The following is a 21,428-nucleotide window of genomic DNA, read 5'->3' as shown; positions in this document are numbered from 1 at the left end:
CTGTCCACCTGGGCGTACCTGTTCCGGTGCGGGTACGTCCGTGGGTGCGCAGTTCCCCGCAGGTCGCCTTTGCTCGCGTCCCTGGGGTTCCCCACCTGCGCGTACCTGTTCCTGTGCGGGTACGTCCGTGGGTGCGCAGTTCCCCGCGCCCCTGAGGTGCTGCCCCCTTGCGGTCGCTGTTCGGGTGCGGGTCCGCCCTCGTCTTTTGCGCAGTTCCCCGCGCCCCTTGGGGGCGCTTCAGCCTCCTGAGGTTGTGTTTCACCCTCTTCCTCGTGCGGTCGCGCTGCTGCGGGAGGGGGTGGGCGGGAATCTCTGCTCGCAGACTCCGATGCTCTTCAGTAGCTCCGATGGACGTCGTACCGAGCGTGTCGGATCGAGGACGGAGAATCCCGACCGGCACCGACCCGAAGAACCGGCCGGGTGCGCCCCAAAGGGGCGCGGGGAACTGCGCACCCCACGAACGACCTGTGCGGGAACGAACTGCGTCCAGCACAAGAAACCCGGGGGCCGGGGGGCGTCAGAGGATGGGGGGCCAGTTCCAGGGGCGGGGGCCCACCCTGCCGCGGAGGCAGTCCACGCGATACTGCGCGCGCCCCCGCCAAGAGGGCCACCGCGCCGCGTACCCCACCGCCGCCCCGACCATACGGAGTTCCCGCACCGCGGCCAGCACCCCGTACCCGCCCCACTCCATGACATCCACCCCGTACGCCCCGCAGAACGCCTCGTACTCCGCCGCCGTCACCGTCCCCGTGGTGCCGATCTTCGCCGCCGTCCCGACCAGGTCCCACTCCGGCGGCCCCACCGACACCCGCTCGAAGTCGAGCAGTACGGCCCGCGGTGTCCGCGCGACGTTCCCGATCCACGCGTCACCGTGGATCACACAGTGGGGGAGCCCCGGCGGCAGCCCCGCCCACCGCTCGCGCAGCTCCGCGAGCCGCCCCCGTAACCAGTCCCGGTCGTCCGCCGACAGGCCACCCCCCGTGTCGATCCGCTCGGGAAGCCGTACGAAGGGATCGAGCGGCGCGAGCCCGATACCGTCCGGCACGGGCAGCGCGTGGAGCTGTTTGAGGAGCCCGACCACGTCCTCGGTGGTGCCCCGGGTGTGCGGGGGCAGCTGCTCCCAGAACGTCGCGGGGTGCCCGAGCGCGTCGACCGGCTGCGGCACCGCGAGCGGACGCACCGCGGGCACCCCGTGACCGGCGAGCCAGTGGGCGACCCGTATCTCCCGGGCGGCGGACACCTCCTGGCCGGGCCGGACGATCCGTACGACGACCCGCCCCGGCAGCCGCCAGACCTCGTTCTCGGCGAGCCGCACCGGCACCGCCCCCGCCGGGTCGAACCCCGCCGCCCGGCAGGCGGCCTCCAGTACGGACAGGGAACGCTCGGGCACGGGCTCCGTCGTCATGACGGCACGGTAGCGGCGGTCCACGCGGCGCGACAGAACACCGCGGTGAACGCGTCGCGCCCCTTGGCCGATCAGTGATCGGCCAAGGGGCGCGACGGGACCAGCCGCCGGTCAGCTGCCGGATGACTACAGGAACGAGTTGATCTGGATCGTCTCGTCCCGGCCCGGACCCACACCGATCGCGGAGATCGGCGCGCCGGACATCTCCTCCAGCGCCTTCACATAGGCCTGCGCGTTCTTCGGCAGGTCGGAGAAGGACTTCGCGCCGGTGATGTCCTCGGACCAGCCGGGCAGGTTCTCGTAGACGGGCTTCGCGTGGTGGAAGTCCGTCTGCGAGTACGGCAGCTCCTCGACGCGCTTGCCGTCGATCTCGTACGCGACACAGACCGGGATCTGCTCCCAGCCGGTGAGCACGTCCAGCTTGGTCAGGAAGAAGTCCGTGAGGCCGTTGACCCGGGTCGCGTACCGCGCGATGACCGCGTCGAACCAGCCGCAGCGGCGGTCCCGGCCGGTGGTCACCCCGCGCTCGCCGCCGATGCGCCGCAGCGCCTCGCCGTCCGCGTCGAACAGCTCGGTCGGGAACGGTCCGGCGCCCACCCGCGTCGTGTACGCCTTGAGGATGCCGATCACCCGGCTGATCTTCGTGGGGCCGACCCCGGCCCCGGTGCACGCGCCGCCCGCCGTCGGGTTGGACGAGGTCACGAAGGGATACGTGCCGTGGTCGATGTCCAGGAGGGTGCCCTGGCCGCCCTCGAACAGGACGACCTTGTCCTCGTCGAGCGCGTTGTTGAGGATCAGCGTCGTATCGGCGACGAAGCCCTCGATCTGGTCCGCGTAACCCAGCAGCTCCTCGACGACCTGGGCGACGGAGATCGCCCGGCGGTTGTAGAGCTTGGCGAGGACCTGGTTCTTGAAGTCGAGGGCCGCCTCGACCTTCTGCGTGAGGATCGACTCGTCGTAGAGGTCCTGGACCCGGATGCCCACGCGGTTGATCTTGTCCGCGTAGGTCGGGCCGATACCGCGTCCCGTCGTACCGATCTTGCGCTTGCCGAGGAAGCGTTCCGTCACCTTGTCGACGGTGACGTTGAACGGGGTGATGATATGAGCGTTACCACTGATCAGCAGCTTGGACGTGTCGACGCCACGGTCGTTGAGACCGCTCAGCTCGGAGAGCAGGACCGACGGGTCCACGACCACGCCGTTGCCGATCACGGGCACACAGTCCGGGGACAGGATTCCGGAGGGGAGCAGATGGAGCGCGTACTTCTGGTCGCCTACGACGACCGTGTGACCGGCGTTGTTGCCGCCCTGGTAGCGCACCACATAATCGACCGAGCCACCGAGCAGGTCGGTGGCCTTCCCCTTGCCCTCGTCACCCCACTGAGCACCGAGCAGCACAAGTGCGGGCACAGGCGTACACCCCTTCCGGGCGGGGCATGTCCAGGGTCAGGGGCGTACGTGTCGCACACCCCGGCGACCCTTGTCGGCCGCAATACCCGTCGGACCGGTGCCCCGGAATAGACGAAGCCCCTGGCGCAATAGCGCAAGGGGCTCTTGCACAAAGATGCTACCCGAGGAAGCGAGGCAGGACCGAGGTGTCGGTTTCCGACCAGCTAATGGTCCTTGTCGATCCGGTCGCCCGGCGCCACGACGGGGAGTCGGTCCGGATCGCGAAAGACGTGCTCAGCGCGGGTGCGACGCTGAAGGTGTGCCTGCCGGACAGCCCGGAGGAGTTCGCCCGCGCGCTCGCCCGGCGGGGCAGCAGGCGGCCGGTCGTGGTGGGCGACGACCGCGCCCTGCTGCGGGCGGTGACCCTGCTGCACCGGGACCGGGAACTGGCCACGACCGTGCTGGCCCTGGTGCCGGTGGGCGGTGAGGTCTCGCTGGCCAAGTCCCTCGGGGTGCCGACCGGGGCGGTCGCCGCGGCGCGGGCCGTGCTGGACGGGGCCGGGCGGCGGCTCGACCTGCTCGTGGACGACAGCGACGGGGTCGTGCTCGGCGGGCTGCGGATTCCCTGCGGGGCCCCTGCCGGGGTGGCCGGAGGGGGCGCGCCCGGGTGGGTGCGGTCGTGCCGGGCGCTGGTGCGGAAGGTCCGCGGGGCGGGGGCCGCGCCCTCGGTGGCCCACGGTGGTGTGTCCGGGCCGCTCCGGCTGCGGGTCGAGGTGGACGGGGTGACGCTGGTCGATCTCGACCGGGCGGTCGAGACGGTGAGTGTCGCGCCGGGGGAGGGGCTGGCGGAGGTGGAGGTGCGGCCGGTCTCGGTGGGGGCGGCTTCGCGGACGCTGAAGGCTCGTGCCCGTACGGTGAGTGTGTCCGGTACGGATTTCCGGTACCGGTCCGACGCGACCTCGGTCGGGCCGGTGCGGCGCCGTACCTGGGTCTCCCACCCCGGGGGCTGGTCCCTGACGCTTCCGCCTTCGCTCGCGCCCTGAGGTTTCCCGGTGGGTCGCCTTCGCTTGCGCTTCCTAGGTCTGTCCGGCTGGACGCACTCCGTTCATGTGCCGTCGCTCGGTGGGTTTGCGCAGTTCCCCGCGCCCCTATCGGGGCGCCATCTGCTGGTTCTTCGGGTCGGTGCCGGTCGGGATTCTCCGTCCTCGATCCGACACGCTCGGTACGACGTCCAGCGGAGCTACTGAAGAGCATCGGAGTCTGCGGGCAGAGATTCCCGCCCACCCCCTTCGGTAGCCGGGCGAGTCCGCGAGGAGGGTGGTTGAACCCCGACCCCGGTCGCTGACAGCCCGCACCCTGACGGCAGCCCCAGGTGGGCGCCCCCAAAGGGGCGCGGGGAACTGCGCAAAAACGAGGGCGACCCGCACCCGGAGAGCGACCGCAAGGGGGCAGCACCTCAGGGGCGCGGGGAACTGCGCGAGCAACCAAGGGCCATCCGCACCCGAACGGGAACCGCAAGGGGCGCGACCTCAGGGGCGCGGGGAACTGCGCACCCCCGTCCGACCCGCGCAGGGAACAGGTGCGCCCAGCCGGACAGACCTCGAAAGCGCGAGCGAAGGCGACCCGCGGGGAACTGCGCACCCACGGGCGACCCGCACAGGGACAGGTACGTCCAGGTGGGGAACCCCAGAAGCGGGAGCGAAGGCGATCAGTCGCTGAAGCCCAAAGCCCTGCGGCGAGCGTCCCAGCGTTCCATGAGGTCCGCCAGTTCCGCCTCCAGGAACTCGAAGAACATCTGCGTCTCGGCCATCCGCCGCCCCGCGGGGGTCTCGGGTCCCAGGCTGGCCACGCCCTCCCGCATGGCCTCCGCCCACCGCTTCAGCACCGCGTCGCGGTTGGTCAGCGCCTGGAACCACTGGGTGCCCTGCACCACGTACCGCTCGCGCCGCGAACCGGGTTCGCGGCGGCGGGTCACCATGTGCTGCTGCGACAGGTACCGCACCGCGCCCGACACCCCGGCGGGGCTCACCCGGAGCTGCTCGCCGAGCTGCGCGGAGGTCAGTTCCCCCGTGTCGGAGGACAGGATCGCCGCGAAGACCCGGGCGGGCATCGAGGGCATCCCCGCGATCACGAGCTGTGCGGCGAAGTTCTCGATGAAGCGGGAGACCTTGGCCTCGTCACGCACCGGCTGCTGGTCGTGCTCGGTCATGCCCCGATCATCTCCCCTGCTCAGACGTGCCGGGTAGGAGGTTATACGGTTTCCTGTCTTCACAACTTTCTGAATGTAGCGTACGTTCCGAAGCATGACTCAGGCCATCACCGTGTCGGGGCTGCACAAGTCCTTCGGCCGTACCCACGCACTGGACGGGCTGGATCTCGACGTCGAGAAGGGCGAGGTCCACGGCTTCCTCGGCCCCAACGGCGCCGGGAAGTCGACCACCATCCGGGTGCTCCTCGGTCTGCTGCGGGCCGGCGGGGGCGCCGTCCAGGTCCTGGGCCGCGACCCCTGGCGGGACGCCGTCGAACTGCACCGCGCGATCGCCTACGTGCCCGGGGACGTGACCCTGTGGCGCAACCTCAGCGGCGGCGAGGTCATCGACCTGCTGGGACGGCTGCGCGGCGGCCTCGACCGGACCCGCCGCGCCGAACTCCTGGACCGCTTCGAGCTGGACCCCACCAAGAAGGGCCGCACCTACTCCAAGGGCAACCGCCAGAAGGTCGCCCTGGTCGCCGCCCTCGCCTCCGACGCCGATCTGCTGATCCTCGACGAGCCGACCTCCGGGCTCGACCCGCTGATGGAGGAGGTCTTCCAGCGCTGTGTCACCGAGGAACGCGACCGGGGCCGCACCGTCCTGCTCTCCTCGCACCTCCTCAGCGAGGTGGAGACCCTCTGCGACCGGGTCAGCATCATCCGGGCCGGACGCACCGTCGAGACGGGTTCTCTCGCCGACCTGCGGCATCTGACCCGCACCAGCGTCAGCGCCGACCTCGCGGGGCCGCCCGAGGGCGTCGGCGCGCTGCCCGGCGTCCACGACGTGGAGGTCCAGGGCCACCGCGTCCGGCTCCAGGTCGACACCGACAAGCTGAACGGCGTCCTCACGGCCCTCACCGCCGTGGGCGTCCGGTCGCTGACCTCGACCCCGCCCACCCTGGAGGAACTGTTCCTGCGCCACTACGAGGACACGCCCGCCGAGGACGCGCCCGCGCGGCCGGTGACCCGGTGAACGCCGCCACCGGCGTCACGGCCGGGCACGGCGCCGGGGAGTTCGCCGGTACGGGGACCCTCCTGCGGCTGGCGCTGCGCCGCGACCGGGTGCTGCTCCCCGTATGGGTCCTGGCCGTCGCCGGCATGGTCCTCAGCGTCCCCGGTCCCGTCCGCGACCTCTACGACACCGCCGCCGAACGCGCCGAGTTCGCCGCGTCCATCACCACGAACAGCTCGCTGCGCGCGATGTACGGGCCCGCCTTCAGCGACTCCGTCGGCGGGCTCACCGTCATGCGCGTCGGGGTCTTCGCGGCGCTCTTCGCTGCCGTCATGAGCCTGCTCGTGGTCATCCGGCACACCCGTGACGAGGAGGAGAGCGGGCGCCAGGAACTCCTCTCCGCCGCGCGCGTGGGGCGCCGCGCGCCGCTCACCGCCACGCTGCTGGCCGCGGCCGTCGCCAATACGGCGATCGCCCTGCTGATCACCGCCGGGCTGTCCGGCGAGGGCGCGGCCGGGGCACTGGCCCTCGGGCTGGGCGTCGGCGGCACCGGGATGTTCTTCGCCGCCACGGCCGCGATCGCCGCGCAGCTCACCGGGAGCGGACGGCTCGCGAAGGGGCTGACCGCCGGGGCGCTCGGCACGGCGTTCGTGCTGCGCGCGGCCGGGGACTCGGGCACCGCCGACGGTTCGTCCGTCCTGACATGGCTCTCCCCGCTCGGCTGGACGGAGAACCTGCGGGCCTTCGCGGACGAGCGCTGGTGGGTGCCCGCGCTGTTCGCCGCGGCCGTCCTCGTCCAGGGGTACGTGGCGTACCGGCTGGCCGCGCGCCGGGACCTCGGTATGAGCTTCCTGCCCACCCGGCCCGGACCCGCGGTGGGCTCGCTGTCCACGGCCGGGGCCCTGGCCTGGCGGCTCCAGCGGGGGAGCCTGTACGGCTGGGGCGGGGCGTTCCTGGCCGCCGGGATCGTGTTCGGGGGGATCACGACCGGTGCGGCGGACCTCGTCGGGAACAACGAGAGCACCCAGGAGATCCTCCAGCGGATGGGCGGGGCCTCCGGGATCACCGACGCGTTCCTGGGGACCATGGCCACCGTCTTCGGGATGGTCGCGGCACTGTTCGTCGTCTCGTCGGCGCTGCGTCCGCACGGGGAGGAGACCTCCGGGCGCGCCGAGCCGGTTCTCGCGGGGGCGATCGGACGGGTGCGGTGGGCCGGGGGCCACCTCGTGATCGCGTTCGGGGGTGCGGTGGTGCTGATGCTGCTCAGCGGGGCGGGGCTCGCCCTCGGGTACGGGCGGGACCCCGCGGCGGTGCTGGGGGCGGCCCTGGTGCAGGTCCCGGCGGTGTGGGTGCTCGGGGGGATCGTGGTGCTGCTGACCGGGGTGTCGCCCCGGGCGGCCCCGCTCGCGTGGGGGGTCGCGGTGGCGGTGCTGCTGGTGGGGTGGCTCGGGCCCGCGGTCGACCTGCCGTCGTGGGTGCTGGAGCTCTCGCCGTTCGGCTGGCTGCCCCGGTTGCCCGGGGAGGGGATGCGGTGGGGAGCCGTCCTCCTCCAGCTGGCGCTGGCGGCCGGGCTGGTCACGGGCGGCCTGGCCGGCCTCCGCCGCCGCGACCTCGGTACCGGCTAGGTCGCCTTCGCTCGCGCTTCTGGGGGTCCCCACCCGGACGTACCTGTTCCCGTGCGGGTATTCCGTGGGTGCGCAGTTCCCCGCGGGTCGCCTTCGCTCGCGCTTTCGAGGTCTGTCCGGCTGGGCGCACTTGTCCCTGTGCGGGTCGGACAGGGTTGCGCAGTTCCCCGCGCCCCTTCGGTCGCGCCCCTTGCGGTTCCCGTTCGGGTGCGGATGCTCCGTGGTTGCTCGCGCAGTTCCCCGCGCCCCTGAGGTGCTGCCCCATTGCGGTCGTTCCTCGGGTGCGGGCCTGCCCTCGTTTCGCGCAGTTCCCCGCGCCCCTTTGGGGGCGCCCCGTTCCCGTTGCCCTTCGGGTGCGGAAGCCCCCTCCTCGTGCAGTCGCGCTGCTGCGGGAGGGGGTGGGCGGGAATCTCTGCTCGCAGACTCCGATGCTCTTCAGTAGATCCGCTGGACGTCGTACCGAGCGTGTCGGATCGAGGACGGAGAATCCCGACCGGCACCGACCCGAAGAACAAGCCGGATGCGCCCCAAAGGGGCGCGGGGAACTGCGCAAAACCACCGAGCGACGGCACAGGAACAATCGCGCCCAGCCGGACGGACCTGGGAAGCGCAAGCGAAGGCGACCCGCGGGGAACCGCGAACCACCGGGCGACGGCACAGCAACGAAGTGCGCCCAGCACAGGGGGAGACCTCACAAGCGCAAGCGAAGGCGACCCGTTACGGGGCCGGGTCCTCCCCCGAGATCCGTCCCAGCGCATCCGACAACCGCTCCAGGCACAGCACCGCCGCGGCGAACCCCTCGTCCCCGAGCTCCGCGGCGAGCCGGTCCGCGAGCCGGGCGTGCCCCGGACCGATCAGCGCGACCGCCGCGCGCCCCGCGTCGGTGGGCCGCAGCAGCTTCGCGCGGCGGTGCGCCGGGTTCGGTACGTACTCGGCGAGGCCCTGACCCGCGAGGACGTCCGCGACCCGCTGCACGCTCTGCCGGGTGATGCCCATGACCCGGGCGATCCCCGCGACGGGCAGCGGCTCACGCAGCACCGCGCCGAGCACCTGCCAGCGGGCCGCCGACAGCCCGGCCGGCGCGGCCAGCTCGTCCGAGACGGCGAGGAACTGACCGTTCAGCCGGAACACCCCGAGCGCGGTCGCGCTGAGCAGATCCCGCCGCACCCGCTCCGAACCGGCCCCCGCGTCACTCACCGCCGAGCCCCCGCCCGGCAGCGCCCCCGGCACCCGTACCGTCCGCAGAACCGCCGGCGCCCGTACCGGAGATACCGGCATCCGCCCCCGGGTCCGCACCGGAACCCGGGTCCGCACCGGAACCCGCCTCCGCACCGGAACCCGCCTCCGCACCGGAACCCGCGGCCGCCTCCAGCACCTCGTACGCCGCCGTGTCCGAGTCGTGGAACAGCCGGTACCACGCGTCGAGCACCTCGCCCTCGAAGACGCCGGTCAGGCCGAGGACCTCGCGGGCGAAGGCGACCGGTTCGGTGGGTCCGGCGGTGACGAGGCCGCGGTCGGTGACGGCGTCCTCGTCGACGTACCGCGCGCCGCCCGCGTAGCCCGTGGCGGCCAGGTAGAAGGAGACCGCGCTGGTGTGGTCGCGGTCGTCGAGCAGGCCCTCGCGGGCGAGCCCGGCGGTGGCGCCGCAGATCGCGGCGACCGGCACCCCCGCGTCGAGGAAGGCGCGCGCCGCCTTCGCGAAGGGCGCGAGGTCGTCGCCGGTGTCCCAGAGGTCGGCGCCGGTCAGGACGAGCAGCGCGCTGTCCCCGGGGCTCAGCTCGTCCAGCGCGAGGTCCGGTGCGACGCGGAGTCCGCCGAGGGTGGTGACCGTGTCCCGGGTGGGGCCGACGGTGCGGATCTCGTACCCGCCACGGGCGAGGAACGCGGTGGTGTGGCCCGTCTCCCAGTCCGCGTAGGTGTCGTAGACCGCGAGATGGACGGGCTTGCGGGGCGTGCTCGGGACACCGCTCATGACGACCTCCTGGTGAGGGGCACCGACCGTACCCCGACTCATGTAAGTATGCTGTCATGTCGACAGGATACTGTCAATGATGCGGGGGTCCGGGAGCACCGGGCACGGAACCGGGCGGCCGGCACTGGACAATCTGTCCGCCCGGCACCCGGAGGTCCGTACAGGCCGCCGATACCGCCCCCGCGCTCACCCCGCCTACGCTCCGGAACATGACCCCGCAGCCCCCGCAGAGCCCGCAGCCCTCGCGCACCCCCCGGCCGGACCCCGAGGCGGGCGCCGCCGTGAAGGCGGCCGACCGCGCGCATGTGTTCCACTCCTGGTCCGCGCAGGAACTCATCGACCCGCTGCCCGTCGCGGGAGCCGGGGGCGCGTACTTCTGGGACTACGAGGGCAACCGCTACCTCGACTTCACCAGCGGACTCGTCTTCACCAACATCGGCTACCAGCACCCCCGGGTCGTCGCCGCGATCCAGGAACAGGCCGCGAGGCTCACCACCTTCGCGCCCGCGTTCGCCGTGGCGGCCCGCTCCGAGGCGGCCCGGCTGATCGCCGAACGCACCCCCGGCGACCTGGACAAGATCTTCTTCACCAACGGCGGCGCCGAGGCCGTCGAGAACGCCACCCGGATGGCCCGGCTGCACACCGGGCGCCCCAAGGTCCTCTCCGCGTACCGCTCGTACCACGGGGGCACCGCGACGGCGATCAACCTCACCGGCGACCCGCGCCGCTGGCCCTCCGACAACGGCTCCGCCGGTGTCGTCCACTTCTGGGCCCCGTTCCTCTACCGTTCCCCGTTCTACGCGGGCACCGAGGAGGAGGAGCGCGACCGCGCGCTCCAGCACCTCGCGGACACGATCGCGTTCGAGGGCCCCGGGACGATCGCCGCGATCGTCCTGGAGACCGTCCCCGGCACGGCCGGGATCATGACCCCGCCGCCCGGCTATCTCGCCGGGGTGCGCGAACTGTGTGACCTGCACGGCATCGTCCTGATCCTGGACGAGGTGATGGCGGGCTTCGGCCGCACCGGCAAGTGGTTCGCCGCCGAGCACTTCGACGTCGTCCCCGATCTGCTGACCTTCGCCAAGGGCGTCAACTCCGGGTACGTACCCCTCGGCGGTGTCGCGATCTCCGCGGAGATCGCCGCGACCTTCGCCCGCCGCCCCTACCCGGGCGGCCTCACCTACTCCGGCCACCCGCTGGCCTGCGCGGCGGCCGTCGCGACCATCGAGGTCATGGCGGACGAGAAGGTCGTGGAGAACGCGGACCGCCTCGGCACCGACGTCCTCGGCCCCGGTCTCGCCGCCCTCGCCGCCCGCCACCCCAGCGTCGGCGAGGTACGCGGTATGGGCGCCTTCTGGGCCCTGGAACTCGTCCGCGACCGGGAGACCCGCGAACCCCTCGTCCCGTACAACGCGACGGGCGAGGCCGCCGCCCCCATGGCCGCGTTCGGCGCCGCCGCGAAGAAGCACGGGCTGTGGCCGTTCATCAACATGAACCGCACCCATGTCGTCCCCCCGTGCAACCTCACCGACGAGGAGGCCGAGGAAGGACTCGCCGCCCTGGACGCCGCCCTGACCGTCGCCGACGAACACACGGTGTGACCGCCGCGGCGGCCCGCCCCCGGCCGTGTCCCGCCCCCGGGCACGGGCTGCCGCACACCATCCGCACCACCCGCACCACCGGTCCCACAACGGCACGCGACGCTCCGTGCCGCCGCCCGGCCCCGCCGACCGCGTAGGGTTACCCCCGCTCGTCAGAGCGATTTCGCGCCCGTAACGCGGGGGAGGGACGCCCATATGCCCGGCATCGGGACCGGCTTCGGCCACGCCGACGGCACCAAGGGTTCCGGGGGCACCGGGACCAACGCCGCCGTGACCAGGAGCACGCTGCGCCAGCAGATCGCGGACGCCCTGCGTGACGAGGTGCTCGCCGGACGGCTCCAGCCCGGCCAGGAGTTCACCGTCAAGGAGATCGCCGAACAGTACGGGGTGTCCGCCACCCCCGTCCGCGAGGCACTCGTCGACCTCTCCGCGCAAGGACTGCTCGACGCCGTCCAGCACCGGGGATTCCAGGTCCACGAGTACTCCCTGGCGGACTTCCGGGGCATGGTCGAGGCCCGCAGCCTCGTCACCGACGCCCTCTTCCAGGGCATCACCGCCGCCGCCTGGAGCCCCGGCGTCCAGACGGCGCTCGCCGCCGTACGCCGCCGCGGCGAGGAGGCCGAACGCGCCGCGCTCGCCGGGGACCTCAACGTCCTCATCGGCTACGACCTGCGGTTCTGGCGCGAACTCGGCGCCATCTTCGGCAACCCGTACCTCACCGACTTCCTGCACCGGCTGCGCGTGCAGTCCTGGAGCTGCGCCGTCCCGCTGCTGCGCGGCGAACGCGACCTCGCCGGACGGCTGTGGGCCGCGCACACCGAACTCGTCGACGCGCTGTCCGCCCGCGACCGGACCGGCTCCCAGGCCGTCGTCGCCGCCTACAACACCCACGCACTGGAACTGATAGAAGGGCTCGCCACCGGATGAGCACCGTCGACCTGACGGTGGTGGTCCCCGCGTACAACGAGGAACGACGGCTCGGCCCCACCCTGGAGACGATCAGCGCGTACCTCAGCGCCCCGGACAGCCACTGGACCGACTGGGAGCTGATCGTCGTCGACGACGGTTCCACGGACCGCACCCGGGAGATCGCCGACGCCGTCGCCGCCCGCGACCACCGGATACGTGTCCTGCGGCTCGGCCGCAACCGGGGCAAGGGCCACGCCCTGCGCGCCGGGGTGCTCGCCTCCTACGGCCGCCGGGTCCTCGTCACCGACGCCGACCTGGCCGCGCCGATCACCGAACTCGAACGCCTCTCCAAGGCCCTCACCGACGGCCACAGCGCCGCCATAGGGTCCCGGGCCACCGACGGCGCCACGATAGAACGCCACCAGCACCGCATACGCGAACTCCTCGGCCGCGGCGGAAACTTCCTGATACGCGGCGTCGCCGTCCCCGGCATCCGCGACACCCAGTGCGGATTCAAGCTCTTCGACGGCGAACGCGCCCGGACCGCGTTCGCCGCCTCCCGGCTCACCGGCTGGGGCATAGACGTCGAGATACTCCAGTACTTCCGCCGCCGGAGCTGGCCCGTCGCCGAGGTCCCCGTCCGCTGGGCCCACCAGCCCGGCTCCAAGGTCCGGCCCCTCGACTACGCCCGCGTCCTCGCCGAACTCTCCCGGCTCACCGCCCGCAAACCCTTCCACCGGCCCGCCGCCGCCCTGCGCGCGCTGCGCGGCGCCGACCTCGCCGTCGCCGCGCTGTTCCTGCTCGCCTCGACCCTGCTGTACGCGGGCCGCTGGGCCGACCCCGGCGGGCGCTACCTCGTCGACTCGATGCAGGACCAGAACCAGTGGGAATGGTTCTTCGCGGTCACCGCCGACAACGTCGCCCGCCTCGACAACCCCCTCTACACCACCCTCCAGGGCTATCCCGACGGCGTGAACCTCATGGCCAACACCGCCATGCTGGGACTGTCGATCCCCTTCGCGCCCGTCACCTGGATGTTCGGCCCGGCCGTCACCCTCAACCTCGTGATGACGCTCGGCCTCGCCGCCACCGCCGTCTGCTGGTACTGGCTGCTGGTCAGACGCTTCACCGGCCACCGGGGCGCCGCCGCGACCGGCGCCGCCCTCGCCACCTTCGCGCCCCCGATGATCAGCCACGCCAACGCGCACCCCAACTTCGTGGTGCTGTTCATGATGCCGCTGATCGTCGACCGCGCCCTGCGACTGTGCGAGGGCCGCCGCGTCGTGCGCGACGGGATCGTCCTCGGGCTGATGGCCACGTACCAGATCTTCCTCGGCGAGGAACCGCTGCTGCTCGCCGCGATGGGCATGCTGCTGTTCGCCGCCGGATACGGGCTGGCGCGCCGTGACGTGGCCCGCGCGGTGTGGCGTCCGCTCGGCCGCGGACTGCTGATCGCGCTCGCCGTCTGTCTGCCGCTGGTCGCCTTCCCGCTGTCCTGGCAGTTCTTCGGCCCGCAGAGCTACACCCATGTCGTGCACGGCGACAACACCGGCAACAGCCCCCTCGCCCTGCTCTCCTTCGCGGAACGCTCCCTCGCGGGCGACGCCGCCAACGCCGCCGCCCTGTCCGCGAACCCCACCGAGCAGAACGCCTTCTACGGCTGGCCGCTGCTCACCCTGACCACCGCGATCGTGATCGTGCTCTGGCGGCGCACCGCCGTCAAAGCCCTCGCGTTCACCGCGTTCGCCGCCGCCGCGCTGTCCCTCGGCATCCGGGTCCCCGTCCCCTTCACCGACCTCGCGCTGCCCGGCCCCTGGAAGCTCCTCGCCTCGGCCCCGCTGTTCGAGTCCGTCATCGAGTCCCGGGTCGCGATGATCTGCGCCCCCGTCCTCGGCATCCTGCTGGCCCTCGCCCTCGACGCGGCCCGCACCGCCGAGGGCGCCGTGCGCCACGCCGTCCCGGCCGCCGCCGTCGCGGCCCTCCTGCCCCTCTTCCCCCTGCCGCTCAAGGCCGTGGACCGCGCCCCCGTGCCCGCCTTCATCGCGGACGGCAACTGGCGCGAGTACGTCGACACCGCGAACGGCGAGAGCCTCGTCCCCGTACCGCTGCCCGACCCGGCCGTCGCCGAACCGCTGCACTGGCAGACCACCGCCGACCTCGGCTTCCGGCTGCCCGGCGGCTACTTCAACGGCCCCTACGGCCCCGACCGGATCGGCGTCTACGGCTCGGCGCCCCGCTGGACCTCCAACATGCTGCGCGACGTGCGCTACAGCGGCAAGGTCCCGGAGATCGGCGACGCCTGGCGGGAACAGGCCCGCCGCGACCTCGACTTCTGGCGGGCCGGAGCGGTCGTCGTCGTCCCGCAGCCCGGCGCGGGGGCGCTGCGCCAGGCCCTCGAACAGCTCCTCGGCCATCCCGGGAAGTGGCGCGACGGGGTGTGGCTGTGGGACCTCCCGCCGCGGAACTGAAACGGTCCCGCCGACGGGGCAGCCGAAGCAACCCCCGCGCATTACCCTTCCCGTGACCGACGTGTTCGCCGTATGCGGCGCGCTCCTGCCGCCGGACCGTACAAGGAGAGCCCACCCTTGGCCTGTGACCTCTGGCTGGTCCCCCTCGTCGACGTGCTCTGCCACAGCCCCGACAACCCCTTCGCCGAGGAACTCGCGCTCTACGACCGCACCCTGGGCGAGGCGGGGCTGCCCCCGGTCCCGGTGTACGCGTACATGCCGGGGCTGTCCGGGGACGTCGCGCCCGTCGCCGGGTTCGACTACGACGCCCTGCACTTCCTGCGGCGCGCGTACCTGCTCCAGCTGACCGGGCTCGCGGTGTCGCCCGTCGACGAGCTGGGCGGGGACTACGAGCAGCTGCTGGAGATGTTCGAGGGCTCGGCCAAGCAGTCGCACCTGGTGTGGCACTACGACCACGCCGGGGCGTACGTCCCGCTGGACTTCCCCGTCCCGCTGTCCAACGACGAGCTGCTCGCGGGGGGCGGACCGCTGGGGTCCGCGCACGGGCTGCTCCGTGAGCTGGAGTTCGTGGCGCCGTCGATCGGCATCGACCCCGCGAATCCGCCGGGGGCGCCCTCGCCGCCGCCCGGCCCCACGTCCCTGGAGGAGCCGGCGGCGGCCGTCCCCCTCGACGACAGCCCCTTCGCCAGGGAACGGCACGTGTGGCTGGGCCTCCACGCCGCCGCGACCCGTAGCCTCGCCCAGGGCAGCATGATCATCTTCAGCTGACCCAGCCCGCCCCCGCCGCTCCCGGGCTACCTGCGCTGGGCGTACGTGTCCCTGTGCGGGTCGCTCGTGGGGTGCGCAGTTCGTCCGCAGGCCGCCTTCGCTGGCGCTTCCCAGGTCTGTCCGGGTGGACGTACCTGTTCCCGTGCGGGCCGGACGTGGGTGCGCAGTTCCCCGCGCCCCTGGGGTTCCCCGCCTGGGCGTACCTGTTCCTGTGCGGGTAGGTCCGTGGGTGCGCAGTTCCCCGCGCCCCTGGATGCTGCCCCCTTGCGGTAGCTCTTCGGGTGCGGGCCGGTCCTCGTCTTCGCGCGGTTCCCCGCAGGCCGCCTTCGCTGGCGCTTCCGGGTTGTCTGTGCTGGGCGTACGTGTCCCTGTGCGGGTCGCTCGTGGGGTGCGCAGTTCCTCGCGCCCCTGGGGTTCCCCACCTGGGCGTACCTGTTCCTGTGCGGGTAGGTCCGTGGGTGCGCAGTTCCCCGCGCCCCTGGATGCTGCCCCCTTGCGGTAGCTCTTCGGGTGCGGGCCGGTCCTCGTCTTCGCGCGGTTCCCCGCAGGCCGCCTTCGCTGGCGCTTCGGGGTTTCCTGTGCTGGGCGTATGTGTCCCTGTGCGGGTCGCTCGTGGGGTGCGCAGTTCCTCGCGCCCCTGGATGCTGCCCTCTTGCGGTAGCTCTTCGGGTGCGGGCCGGTCCTCGTCTTCGCGCAGTTCCCCGCGCCCCTGAGGTCGCGCCCCTTGCGCTGCCCGTTCGGGTGCGGGTGGTCCCTGGTTGCTCGCGCAGTTCCCCGCGCCCCTTTGGGGGCGCCTCTTCAGGCTGTCGGTCAGGGTGCGGGTCCTTCGCTTGCGGACCCCCCTCCTCCCGCACTCGCCCGGCTACGGGAGGGGGTGGGCGGGAATCTCTGCTCGCAGACTCCGATGCTCTTCAGTAGATCCACTGAACGTCGTACCGAGCGTGTCGGATCGAGGACGGAGAATCCCGACCGGCACCGACCCGAAGAACAAGCCGGATGCGCCCCAAAGGGGCGCGGGGAACTGCGCAAACCCACCGAGCGACGGCACAGGAAACAAGTACGCCCAGCACAAGAAACCCAGGCGGCCGCAAGCGAAGGCGACCCGCGGGGAACGGAGTACGCCCGGCACAGGAAACTCGGACCACCCCGGACGGGCCTCAGCGGGGCTCCGGCGGCCGCTGCCGAGGCATGTTCGGCCGAGCGCCCCCCGCCCCCCCGGCCCCCCCGACCTGCGGCACCGCACTCCGCCCGCCACCACCCCCCGTCTCCCCCCGCCCCAGCAGCACCCCGGCCACCCCCGCCTGGAGCCCCAGCGGCACGGGCCCCGCCCGGAACTCCGCCATCCAGTCCGTGGTCTCCACCCGCACCATCTCCAGCACATCGTCGGAGAACCTGCGCAGCACCGACAGACACCGGTCGACCGCCTCCGAGGCGGTCCCCTCCGCGGGCCCCAGCACCTCCCGCACACACTCCGACGCCCAGTCGAACTGAAGCACCTGGAGCCTGCGCTGCACCGCCTGCGCGGTGGCCACGTCCCGCATCCACCCGGACGTCAGTCCGAAGAAACGGTCGCACCCCACACACGCCACCGCGAGCAGCAGCGCCAGATACCCCCACCGCGCGACCCCGCCCCCCGCCCCGGCCGGATCGGCCACCGGAAGGGCCGCGCCGGCCACCCCCAGCACCGCCGCCCCGCCCCGCAGCGCACGCGCGCACCTCCGCTTCCACACCCGGTCCGCGAGGTACCACCGCACGGTGTCCAGCGCACCGAGCTCCACCCACCGGTACAGCTCGTCGAGCCGGTCCGCGGGCTCGCCCCAGTCCCCGAGCGGGAGCCGCCGTCCCGAAAGATCGCCCGGCCGCGCCCCGCCGCCCTCGCCCCGGCCCTCCGGGGACGTCCCCTCGGGCTGCCCCTCGGGCTGCATCTCCGGCTGACTCACCCGGCACTCTCCCCTTTGTCCCGCCAGTCGTCCTGCTGCTGTCCCGCCGCCGTCCGGCGCTCACCGCGCGGCTGGACGGCCCTGTGTCACGGAAGGGCGACGGTACGTGACGCGAGCGCCCCGTCCGGTCCCCCCGGCGGCCCCTTTCCTACCGCCCAATGGGTGGCCATGGGCACCTGTTCGCGAGATATACGCCTGAACGTGGCGCTTGGTCGGATATAGGCGGTACCGCCGCGTCACTCGAAAGAGTGCTGGGGCGAGCCGACCCGGGAGCACGTAGGCTCGTGCCAGGCGGGGAAACCCGCCGCCCGTCGTACCGTCGTCCGCCGACGCGCCAGGTGTCGGCAACAGGAGCTGATCGTGATTCCCGGTGGTGGCCAGCCCAATATGCAGCAGCTGCTCCAGCAGGCCCAGAAGATGCAGCAGGACCTCGCACGCGCGCAGGAGGAGCTGGCGGCCACCGAGGTCGAGGGCCAGGCCGGCGGCGGCCTCGTCCGGGCGACGGTGAACGGCTCCGGGGAGCTGCGCGGGCTCGTCATCGACCCGAAGGCGGTGGACGCGGACGACACGGAGACCCTCGCGGACCTGGTGGTCGCGGCGGTCCAGGCCGCGAACGAGAACGCCCAGCGGCTCCAGCAGGACAAGCTCGGCCCGCTGGCCCAGGGCCTCGGCGGCGGCGGCATCCCGGGCCTCCCCTTCTGAGAGAAGGTCCGAGAGAAGCCGCCACACGGCTTCTAAGGCGGCCCACGGCCAACTACGGTTACGTACCGAAGGCATAACCGTGAACCGCACCCAGCCACCCCGAAAGGCAATCCGTTGTACGAAGGCGTGGTCCAGGACCTCATCGACGAACTGGGCAGGCTGCCCGGCGTCGGTCCCAAGAGCGCGCAGCGGATCGCCTTCCACATCCTCCAGGCCGAGCCGACGGACGTCCGCCGGCTCGCCCAGGCCCTGATGGAGGTCAAGGCCAAGGTCCGCTTCTGCGCGATCTGCGGGAACGTCGCGCAGGAGGAGCTGTGCGGCATCTGCCGTGACGCCCGCCGGGACCTCGCCGTCATCTGTGTGGTCGAGGAACCGAAGGACGTCGTCGCGGTCGAGCGGACCCGTGAGTTCCGGGGCCGCTACCACGTCCTCGGCGGCGCCATCAGCCCCATCGAGGGCGTCGGCCCCGACGATCTGCGCATCCGGGAGCTCCTCGCCCGCCTCGCGGACGGCACGGTCACCGAGCTGATCCTCGCGACGGACCCGAACCTGGAGGGCGAGGCCACGGCCACGTACCTCGCGCGGATGATCAAGCCCATGGGCCTGCGGGTCACCCGGCTGGCGAGTGGCCTGCCCGTGGGCGGAGACCTGGAATATGCGGACGAGGTGACCCTGGGCCGCGCCTTTGAGGGGAGAAGACTCCTAGATGTCTGACGCCACGCTGCACTCGACGACCCAGGACCCCGACGACTTCGCGGTCCAGATCTCCGACCAGATCGCGAGCTTCCTCGTCGCGGTCACGGAGGTCGCGAAGGGGGACGAGCCCGATTCCGCGGTGCCGTTCCTGCTGCTGGAGGTGTCCCAGCTGCTGCTGGCCGGCGGCCGGCTCGGCGCGCACGAGGACATCGTCCCCGATGAGCGGTACGAGCCCGATCTCGGCGCCGAGCCGGACGTCGACGACGTGCGGGAGCGGCTCGCCGCGCTGCTCGAACCGGTCGACGTGTACTCGGAGGTCTTCGACCCGTACGAGCCCCGCAAGGCGCCCGTGCCGTGCCGGATCTCCGACGACCTCTCCGACGTCATGGCCGATCTGCGGCACGGGATGGCCCACTACCGTGCGGGGCGCACGACCGAGGCGTTGTGGTGGTGGCAGTTCTCGTACTTCTCCAACTGGGGCTCGACCGCGTCGGGCGCGCTGCGGGCCCTCCAGTCGGTGGTCGCCCATGTGCGGCTGAACCAGCCGCTCCAGGAGCTGGACGGGCTGGACACGGACGAGGAGCTCAGCGATGAGATCCTCGCGGAGGAGGCGGGCCGTGTCATGACCCAGGAGATCGCCCACCCCCTGGGCCTCCACACCCCCTGACCCCCAGGTCTGTTCAGCTGGGCGCACTTGTCCCCGAGCCGTCGCTCGTGGGGTGCGCAGTTCCCCGCGCCCCTTTGGGGCGCACCCGGTCGGTTCTTCGGGTCGGTGCCGGTCGGGATTCTCCGTCCTCGATCCGACACGCTCGGTACGACGTTCAGTGGCTCTACTGAAGAGCATCGGAGTCTGCGAGCAGAGATTCCCGCCCACCCCCTCCCGCAGCAGCGCGACTGCACGAGGAGAGGAGTGCCCCTCAAGGGGCGCGGGGAACTGCGCAAAAGACGAGGGCGCACCCGCACCCGAAGAGCGACCGCAAGGGGGCAGCATCCAGGGGCGCGGGGAACTGCGCACCCACGTCCGTACCCGCACAGGAACAGGTACGCCCAGGTGGGGAACCCCAGGGGCGCGGGGAACTGCGCACCCCACGAGCGACCCGCACAGGGACACGTACGCCCGGCACAGGTAACCCGGAAGCGCAAGCGAAGGCGACCCGCGGGGAACCGCGCACCCACGAACGGCCCGCACGGGAACAAGTACGCCCAGTGCAGGAAACCTCGGAAGCGCAAGCGAAGGCGAACTGTGACGCCCCCCACTTTCCGCTTGCCACCGCCCGCCCCCGGGCATACGCACAACCGACCACCCCGTGGTCCCGTATCTCACGATGCGATCCCCCCGGGGTGTTCCGGAGCCGCTAGTTAAACTGTCTTGACCCCCAACTGACCGATCCGACCGCCCACAGGCGGACAAACCGGACCGAGCGAGGAGCGAACGCAAGTGGGCCTTGTCGTGCAGAAGTACGGAGGCTCATCCGTAGCAGATGCCGAGGGCATCAAGCGCGTCGCCAAGCGAATCGTCGAGGCCAAGCAGAGCGGCAACCAGGTGGTTGTCGTGGTCTCCGCGATGGGCGACACGACGGACGAGCTGATCGATCTCGCGGAGCAGGTGTCACCGATGCCCGCCGGGCGCGAGTTCGACATGCTGCTGACCGCGGGAGAGCGTATCTCCATGGCCCTGCTGGCGATGGCGATCAAAAACCTGGGCCACGAGGCGCAGTCGTTCACCGGCAGCCAGGCCGGCGTCATCACGGACTCCGTCCACAACAAGGCGCGCATCATCGACGTCACGCCGGGCCGTATCCGCACCGCGCTCGACGAGGGCAACATCGCCATCGTCGCCGGTTTCCAGGGCGTCTCCGCGGACAAGAAGGACATCACGACCCTCGGTCGGGGCGGCTCCGACACCACGGCCGTGGCCCTCGCCGCGGCCCTGGACGCGGAGGTCTGCGAGATCTACACCGATGTGGACGGCGTCTTCACCGCTGACCCCCGCGTCGTGAAGAAAGCCCGCAAGATCGACTCGATCTCCTTCGAGGACATGCTGGAGCTGGCAAGCTCCGGTTCCAAGGTGCTGCTCCACCGCTGTGTGGAGTACGCCCGCCGCTACAACATCCCGATCCATGTGCGCTCGTCCTTCTCCGGACTCCAGGGCACCTGGGTCAGCAACGAACCACACCCTGGGAAGGGAGAGCACAAGGTGGAGCAGGCCATCATCTCGGGTGTCGCGCACGACACCTCCGAGGCGAAGATCACCGTCGTCGGTGTGCCCGACAAGCCGGGCGAGGCAGCCGCGCTCTTCCGGACCATCGCGGACTCCGAGATCAATATCGACATGATCGTGCAGAACGTGTCGGCCGCGTCCACGGGTCTCACCGACATCTCCTTCACCCTCCCGAAGGCGGAGGGCCGCAAGGCGATCGACGCCCTGGACTCCCTGAAGTCGCGCGTCGGCTTCGAGTCCCTGCGCTACGACGACCAGATCGCGAAGATCTCCCTGGTCGGCGCCGGGATGAAGACCAACCCGGGCGTGACCGCGGCGTTCTTCGAGGCGCTCAGCAACGCCAGCGTGAACATCGAGCTGATCTCGACCTCCGAGATCCGGATCTCGGTGGTCACCCGTGCCGACGATGTGACGGAAGCCGTCCGCGCCGTCCACACGGCCTTCGGCCTGGACTCCGACTCGGACGAGGCCGTGGTCTACGGAGGCACCGGACGATGACCGCTCACCCGGGCCGACGCCCCGTGGCCCG

The 21,428-nt window shown here is 72.0% G+C and carries 16 protein-coding genes and 1 pseudogene; 11 read left to right on the top strand and 6 right to left on the bottom strand.

Annotation, left to right across the window (positions count from 1 at the left end):
* Positions 1–517: 517 nt before the first annotated feature.
* Complete coding sequence (locus tag OG711_RS18540; protein ID WP_329559807.1) at positions 518–1,405, bottom strand: aminoglycoside phosphotransferase family protein; 888 nt, start codon at positions 1,403–1,405, stop codon at positions 518–520.
* A 126-nt stretch (positions 1,406–1,531) separates the two neighbouring features.
* The gene (locus OG711_RS18535; protein WP_073783129.1) at positions 1,532–2,815 is read right to left on the bottom strand and encodes an adenylosuccinate synthase; all 1,284 of its coding nucleotides are present in this window, start codon (positions 2,813–2,815) and stop codon (positions 1,532–1,534) included.
* Positions 2,816–3,021: 206 nt separating this feature from the next.
* Between OG711_RS18535 and OG711_RS18530 the strand changes: the two genes are divergently transcribed.
* Positions 3,022–3,837, top strand: a complete 816-nt coding sequence (locus OG711_RS18530) for a diacylglycerol kinase family protein (protein ID WP_329563898.1) — start codon at positions 3,022–3,024, stop codon at positions 3,835–3,837.
* Positions 3,838–4,502: 665 nt separating this feature from the next.
* Here the strand turns inward: OG711_RS18530 and OG711_RS18525 are convergent.
* Positions 4,503–5,003 (bottom strand): GbsR/MarR family transcriptional regulator, encoded by a 501-nt coding sequence (locus OG711_RS18525; protein WP_073783133.1) that lies wholly within the window; start codon positions 5,001–5,003, stop codon positions 4,503–4,505.
* A gap of 94 nt (positions 5,004–5,097) precedes the next feature.
* Here OG711_RS18525 and OG711_RS18520 point away from each other — a divergent pair, with 94 nt between their 5' ends.
* The gene (locus OG711_RS18520) at positions 5,098–6,018 is read left to right on the top strand and encodes an ABC transporter ATP-binding protein (RefSeq protein ID WP_329559806.1); all 921 of its coding nucleotides are present in this window, start codon (positions 5,098–5,100) and stop codon (positions 6,016–6,018) included.
* Positions 6,015–7,622 (top strand): ABC transporter permease, encoded by a 1,608-nt coding sequence (locus OG711_RS18515; protein WP_329559805.1) that lies wholly within the window; start codon positions 6,015–6,017, stop codon positions 7,620–7,622. The genes OG711_RS18520 and OG711_RS18515 overlap by 4 nt, the downstream gene beginning before the upstream one ends.
* Before the next feature lie 717 nt (positions 7,623–8,339).
* Here OG711_RS18515 and OG711_RS18510 read toward each other — a convergent pair.
* Both OG711_RS18510 and OG711_RS18505 read right to left on the bottom strand, forming a co-directional pair.
* Complete coding sequence (locus OG711_RS18510) at positions 8,340–8,819, bottom strand: MarR family winged helix-turn-helix transcriptional regulator (RefSeq protein WP_329559804.1); 480 nt, start codon at positions 8,817–8,819, stop codon at positions 8,340–8,342.
* Between the two features lie 163 nt (positions 8,820–8,982).
* Positions 8,983–9,594: pseudogene (locus OG711_RS18505) on the bottom strand (DJ-1/PfpI family protein); the annotation flags it as partial.
* A 209-nt stretch (positions 9,595–9,803) separates the two neighbouring features.
* On the opposite strand from OG711_RS18505, the gene OG711_RS18500 reads away from it, so the two are divergent.
* From OG711_RS18500 to OG711_RS18485, 4 genes are all read left to right on the top strand, one after another.
* The gene (locus OG711_RS18500) at positions 9,804–11,195 is read left to right on the top strand and encodes an aspartate aminotransferase family protein (protein ID WP_329559803.1); all 1,392 of its coding nucleotides are present in this window, start codon (positions 9,804–9,806) and stop codon (positions 11,193–11,195) included.
* 195 nt (positions 11,196–11,390) lie between these two features.
* Positions 11,391–12,122, top strand: coding sequence for a GntR family transcriptional regulator (locus tag OG711_RS18495; RefSeq protein WP_073783142.1), 732 nt, complete (start codon positions 11,391–11,393; stop codon positions 12,120–12,122).
* Positions 12,119–14,572 carry a dolichyl-phosphate beta-glucosyltransferase gene (locus tag OG711_RS18490; RefSeq protein WP_329559802.1) on the top strand — a complete coding sequence of 818 codons (2,454 nt, stop codon included), beginning with the start codon at positions 12,119–12,121 and terminating at the stop codon, positions 14,570–14,572. Before OG711_RS18495 ends, OG711_RS18490 begins: the two co-directional genes overlap by 4 nt.
* 117 nt (positions 14,573–14,689) lie before the next feature.
* Positions 14,690–15,340 carry a hypothetical protein gene (locus OG711_RS18485; RefSeq protein WP_073783146.1) on the top strand — a complete coding sequence of 217 codons (651 nt, stop codon included), beginning with the start codon at positions 14,690–14,692 and terminating at the stop codon, positions 15,338–15,340.
* 1,157 nt (positions 15,341–16,497) lie between these two features.
* On the opposite strand, the gene OG711_RS18480 is transcribed toward OG711_RS18485, so the two are convergent.
* A complete protein-coding gene (locus OG711_RS18480) occupies positions 16,498–17,280 on the bottom strand; it encodes an SLATT domain-containing protein (protein WP_073783148.1) in 783 nt (260 codons plus the stop codon).
* A gap of 360 nt (positions 17,281–17,640) precedes the next feature.
* Here OG711_RS18480 and OG711_RS18475 point away from each other — a divergent pair, with 360 nt between their 5' ends.
* The 4 genes from OG711_RS18475 (at position 17,641) to OG711_RS18460 (ending at position 21,397) form a co-directional block, all read left to right on the top strand.
* Positions 17,641–17,982, top strand: a complete 342-nt coding sequence (locus OG711_RS18475) for a YbaB/EbfC family nucleoid-associated protein (RefSeq protein WP_073783150.1) — start codon at positions 17,641–17,643, stop codon at positions 17,980–17,982.
* A gap of 114 nt (positions 17,983–18,096) precedes the next feature.
* The gene (gene recR, locus OG711_RS18470) at positions 18,097–18,696 is read left to right on the top strand and encodes a recombination mediator RecR (protein ID WP_073783152.1); all 600 of its coding nucleotides are present in this window, start codon (positions 18,097–18,099) and stop codon (positions 18,694–18,696) included.
* Positions 18,689–19,345: a DUF5063 domain-containing protein gene (locus OG711_RS18465; protein ID WP_073783154.1), complete on the top strand. Its 657-nt coding sequence runs from the start codon at positions 18,689–18,691 to the stop codon at positions 19,343–19,345. The genes recR and OG711_RS18465 overlap by 8 nt, the downstream gene beginning before the upstream one ends.
* A gap of 771 nt (positions 19,346–20,116) precedes the next feature.
* On the top strand, positions 20,117–21,397 hold the full coding sequence (locus OG711_RS18460; protein ID WP_073783156.1) for an aspartate kinase: 1,281 nt from the start codon (positions 20,117–20,119) through the stop codon (positions 21,395–21,397).
* Positions 21,398–21,428: the final 31 nt, after the last annotated feature.

The organism is Streptomyces uncialis, from assembly GCF_036250755.1.
Taxonomy (GTDB): domain Bacteria; phylum Actinomycetota; class Actinomycetes; order Streptomycetales; family Streptomycetaceae; genus Streptomyces; species Streptomyces uncialis.
Note: the sequence above shows the minus strand (reverse complement) of the source record. Positions and strands in the feature narration are given on the sequence as shown.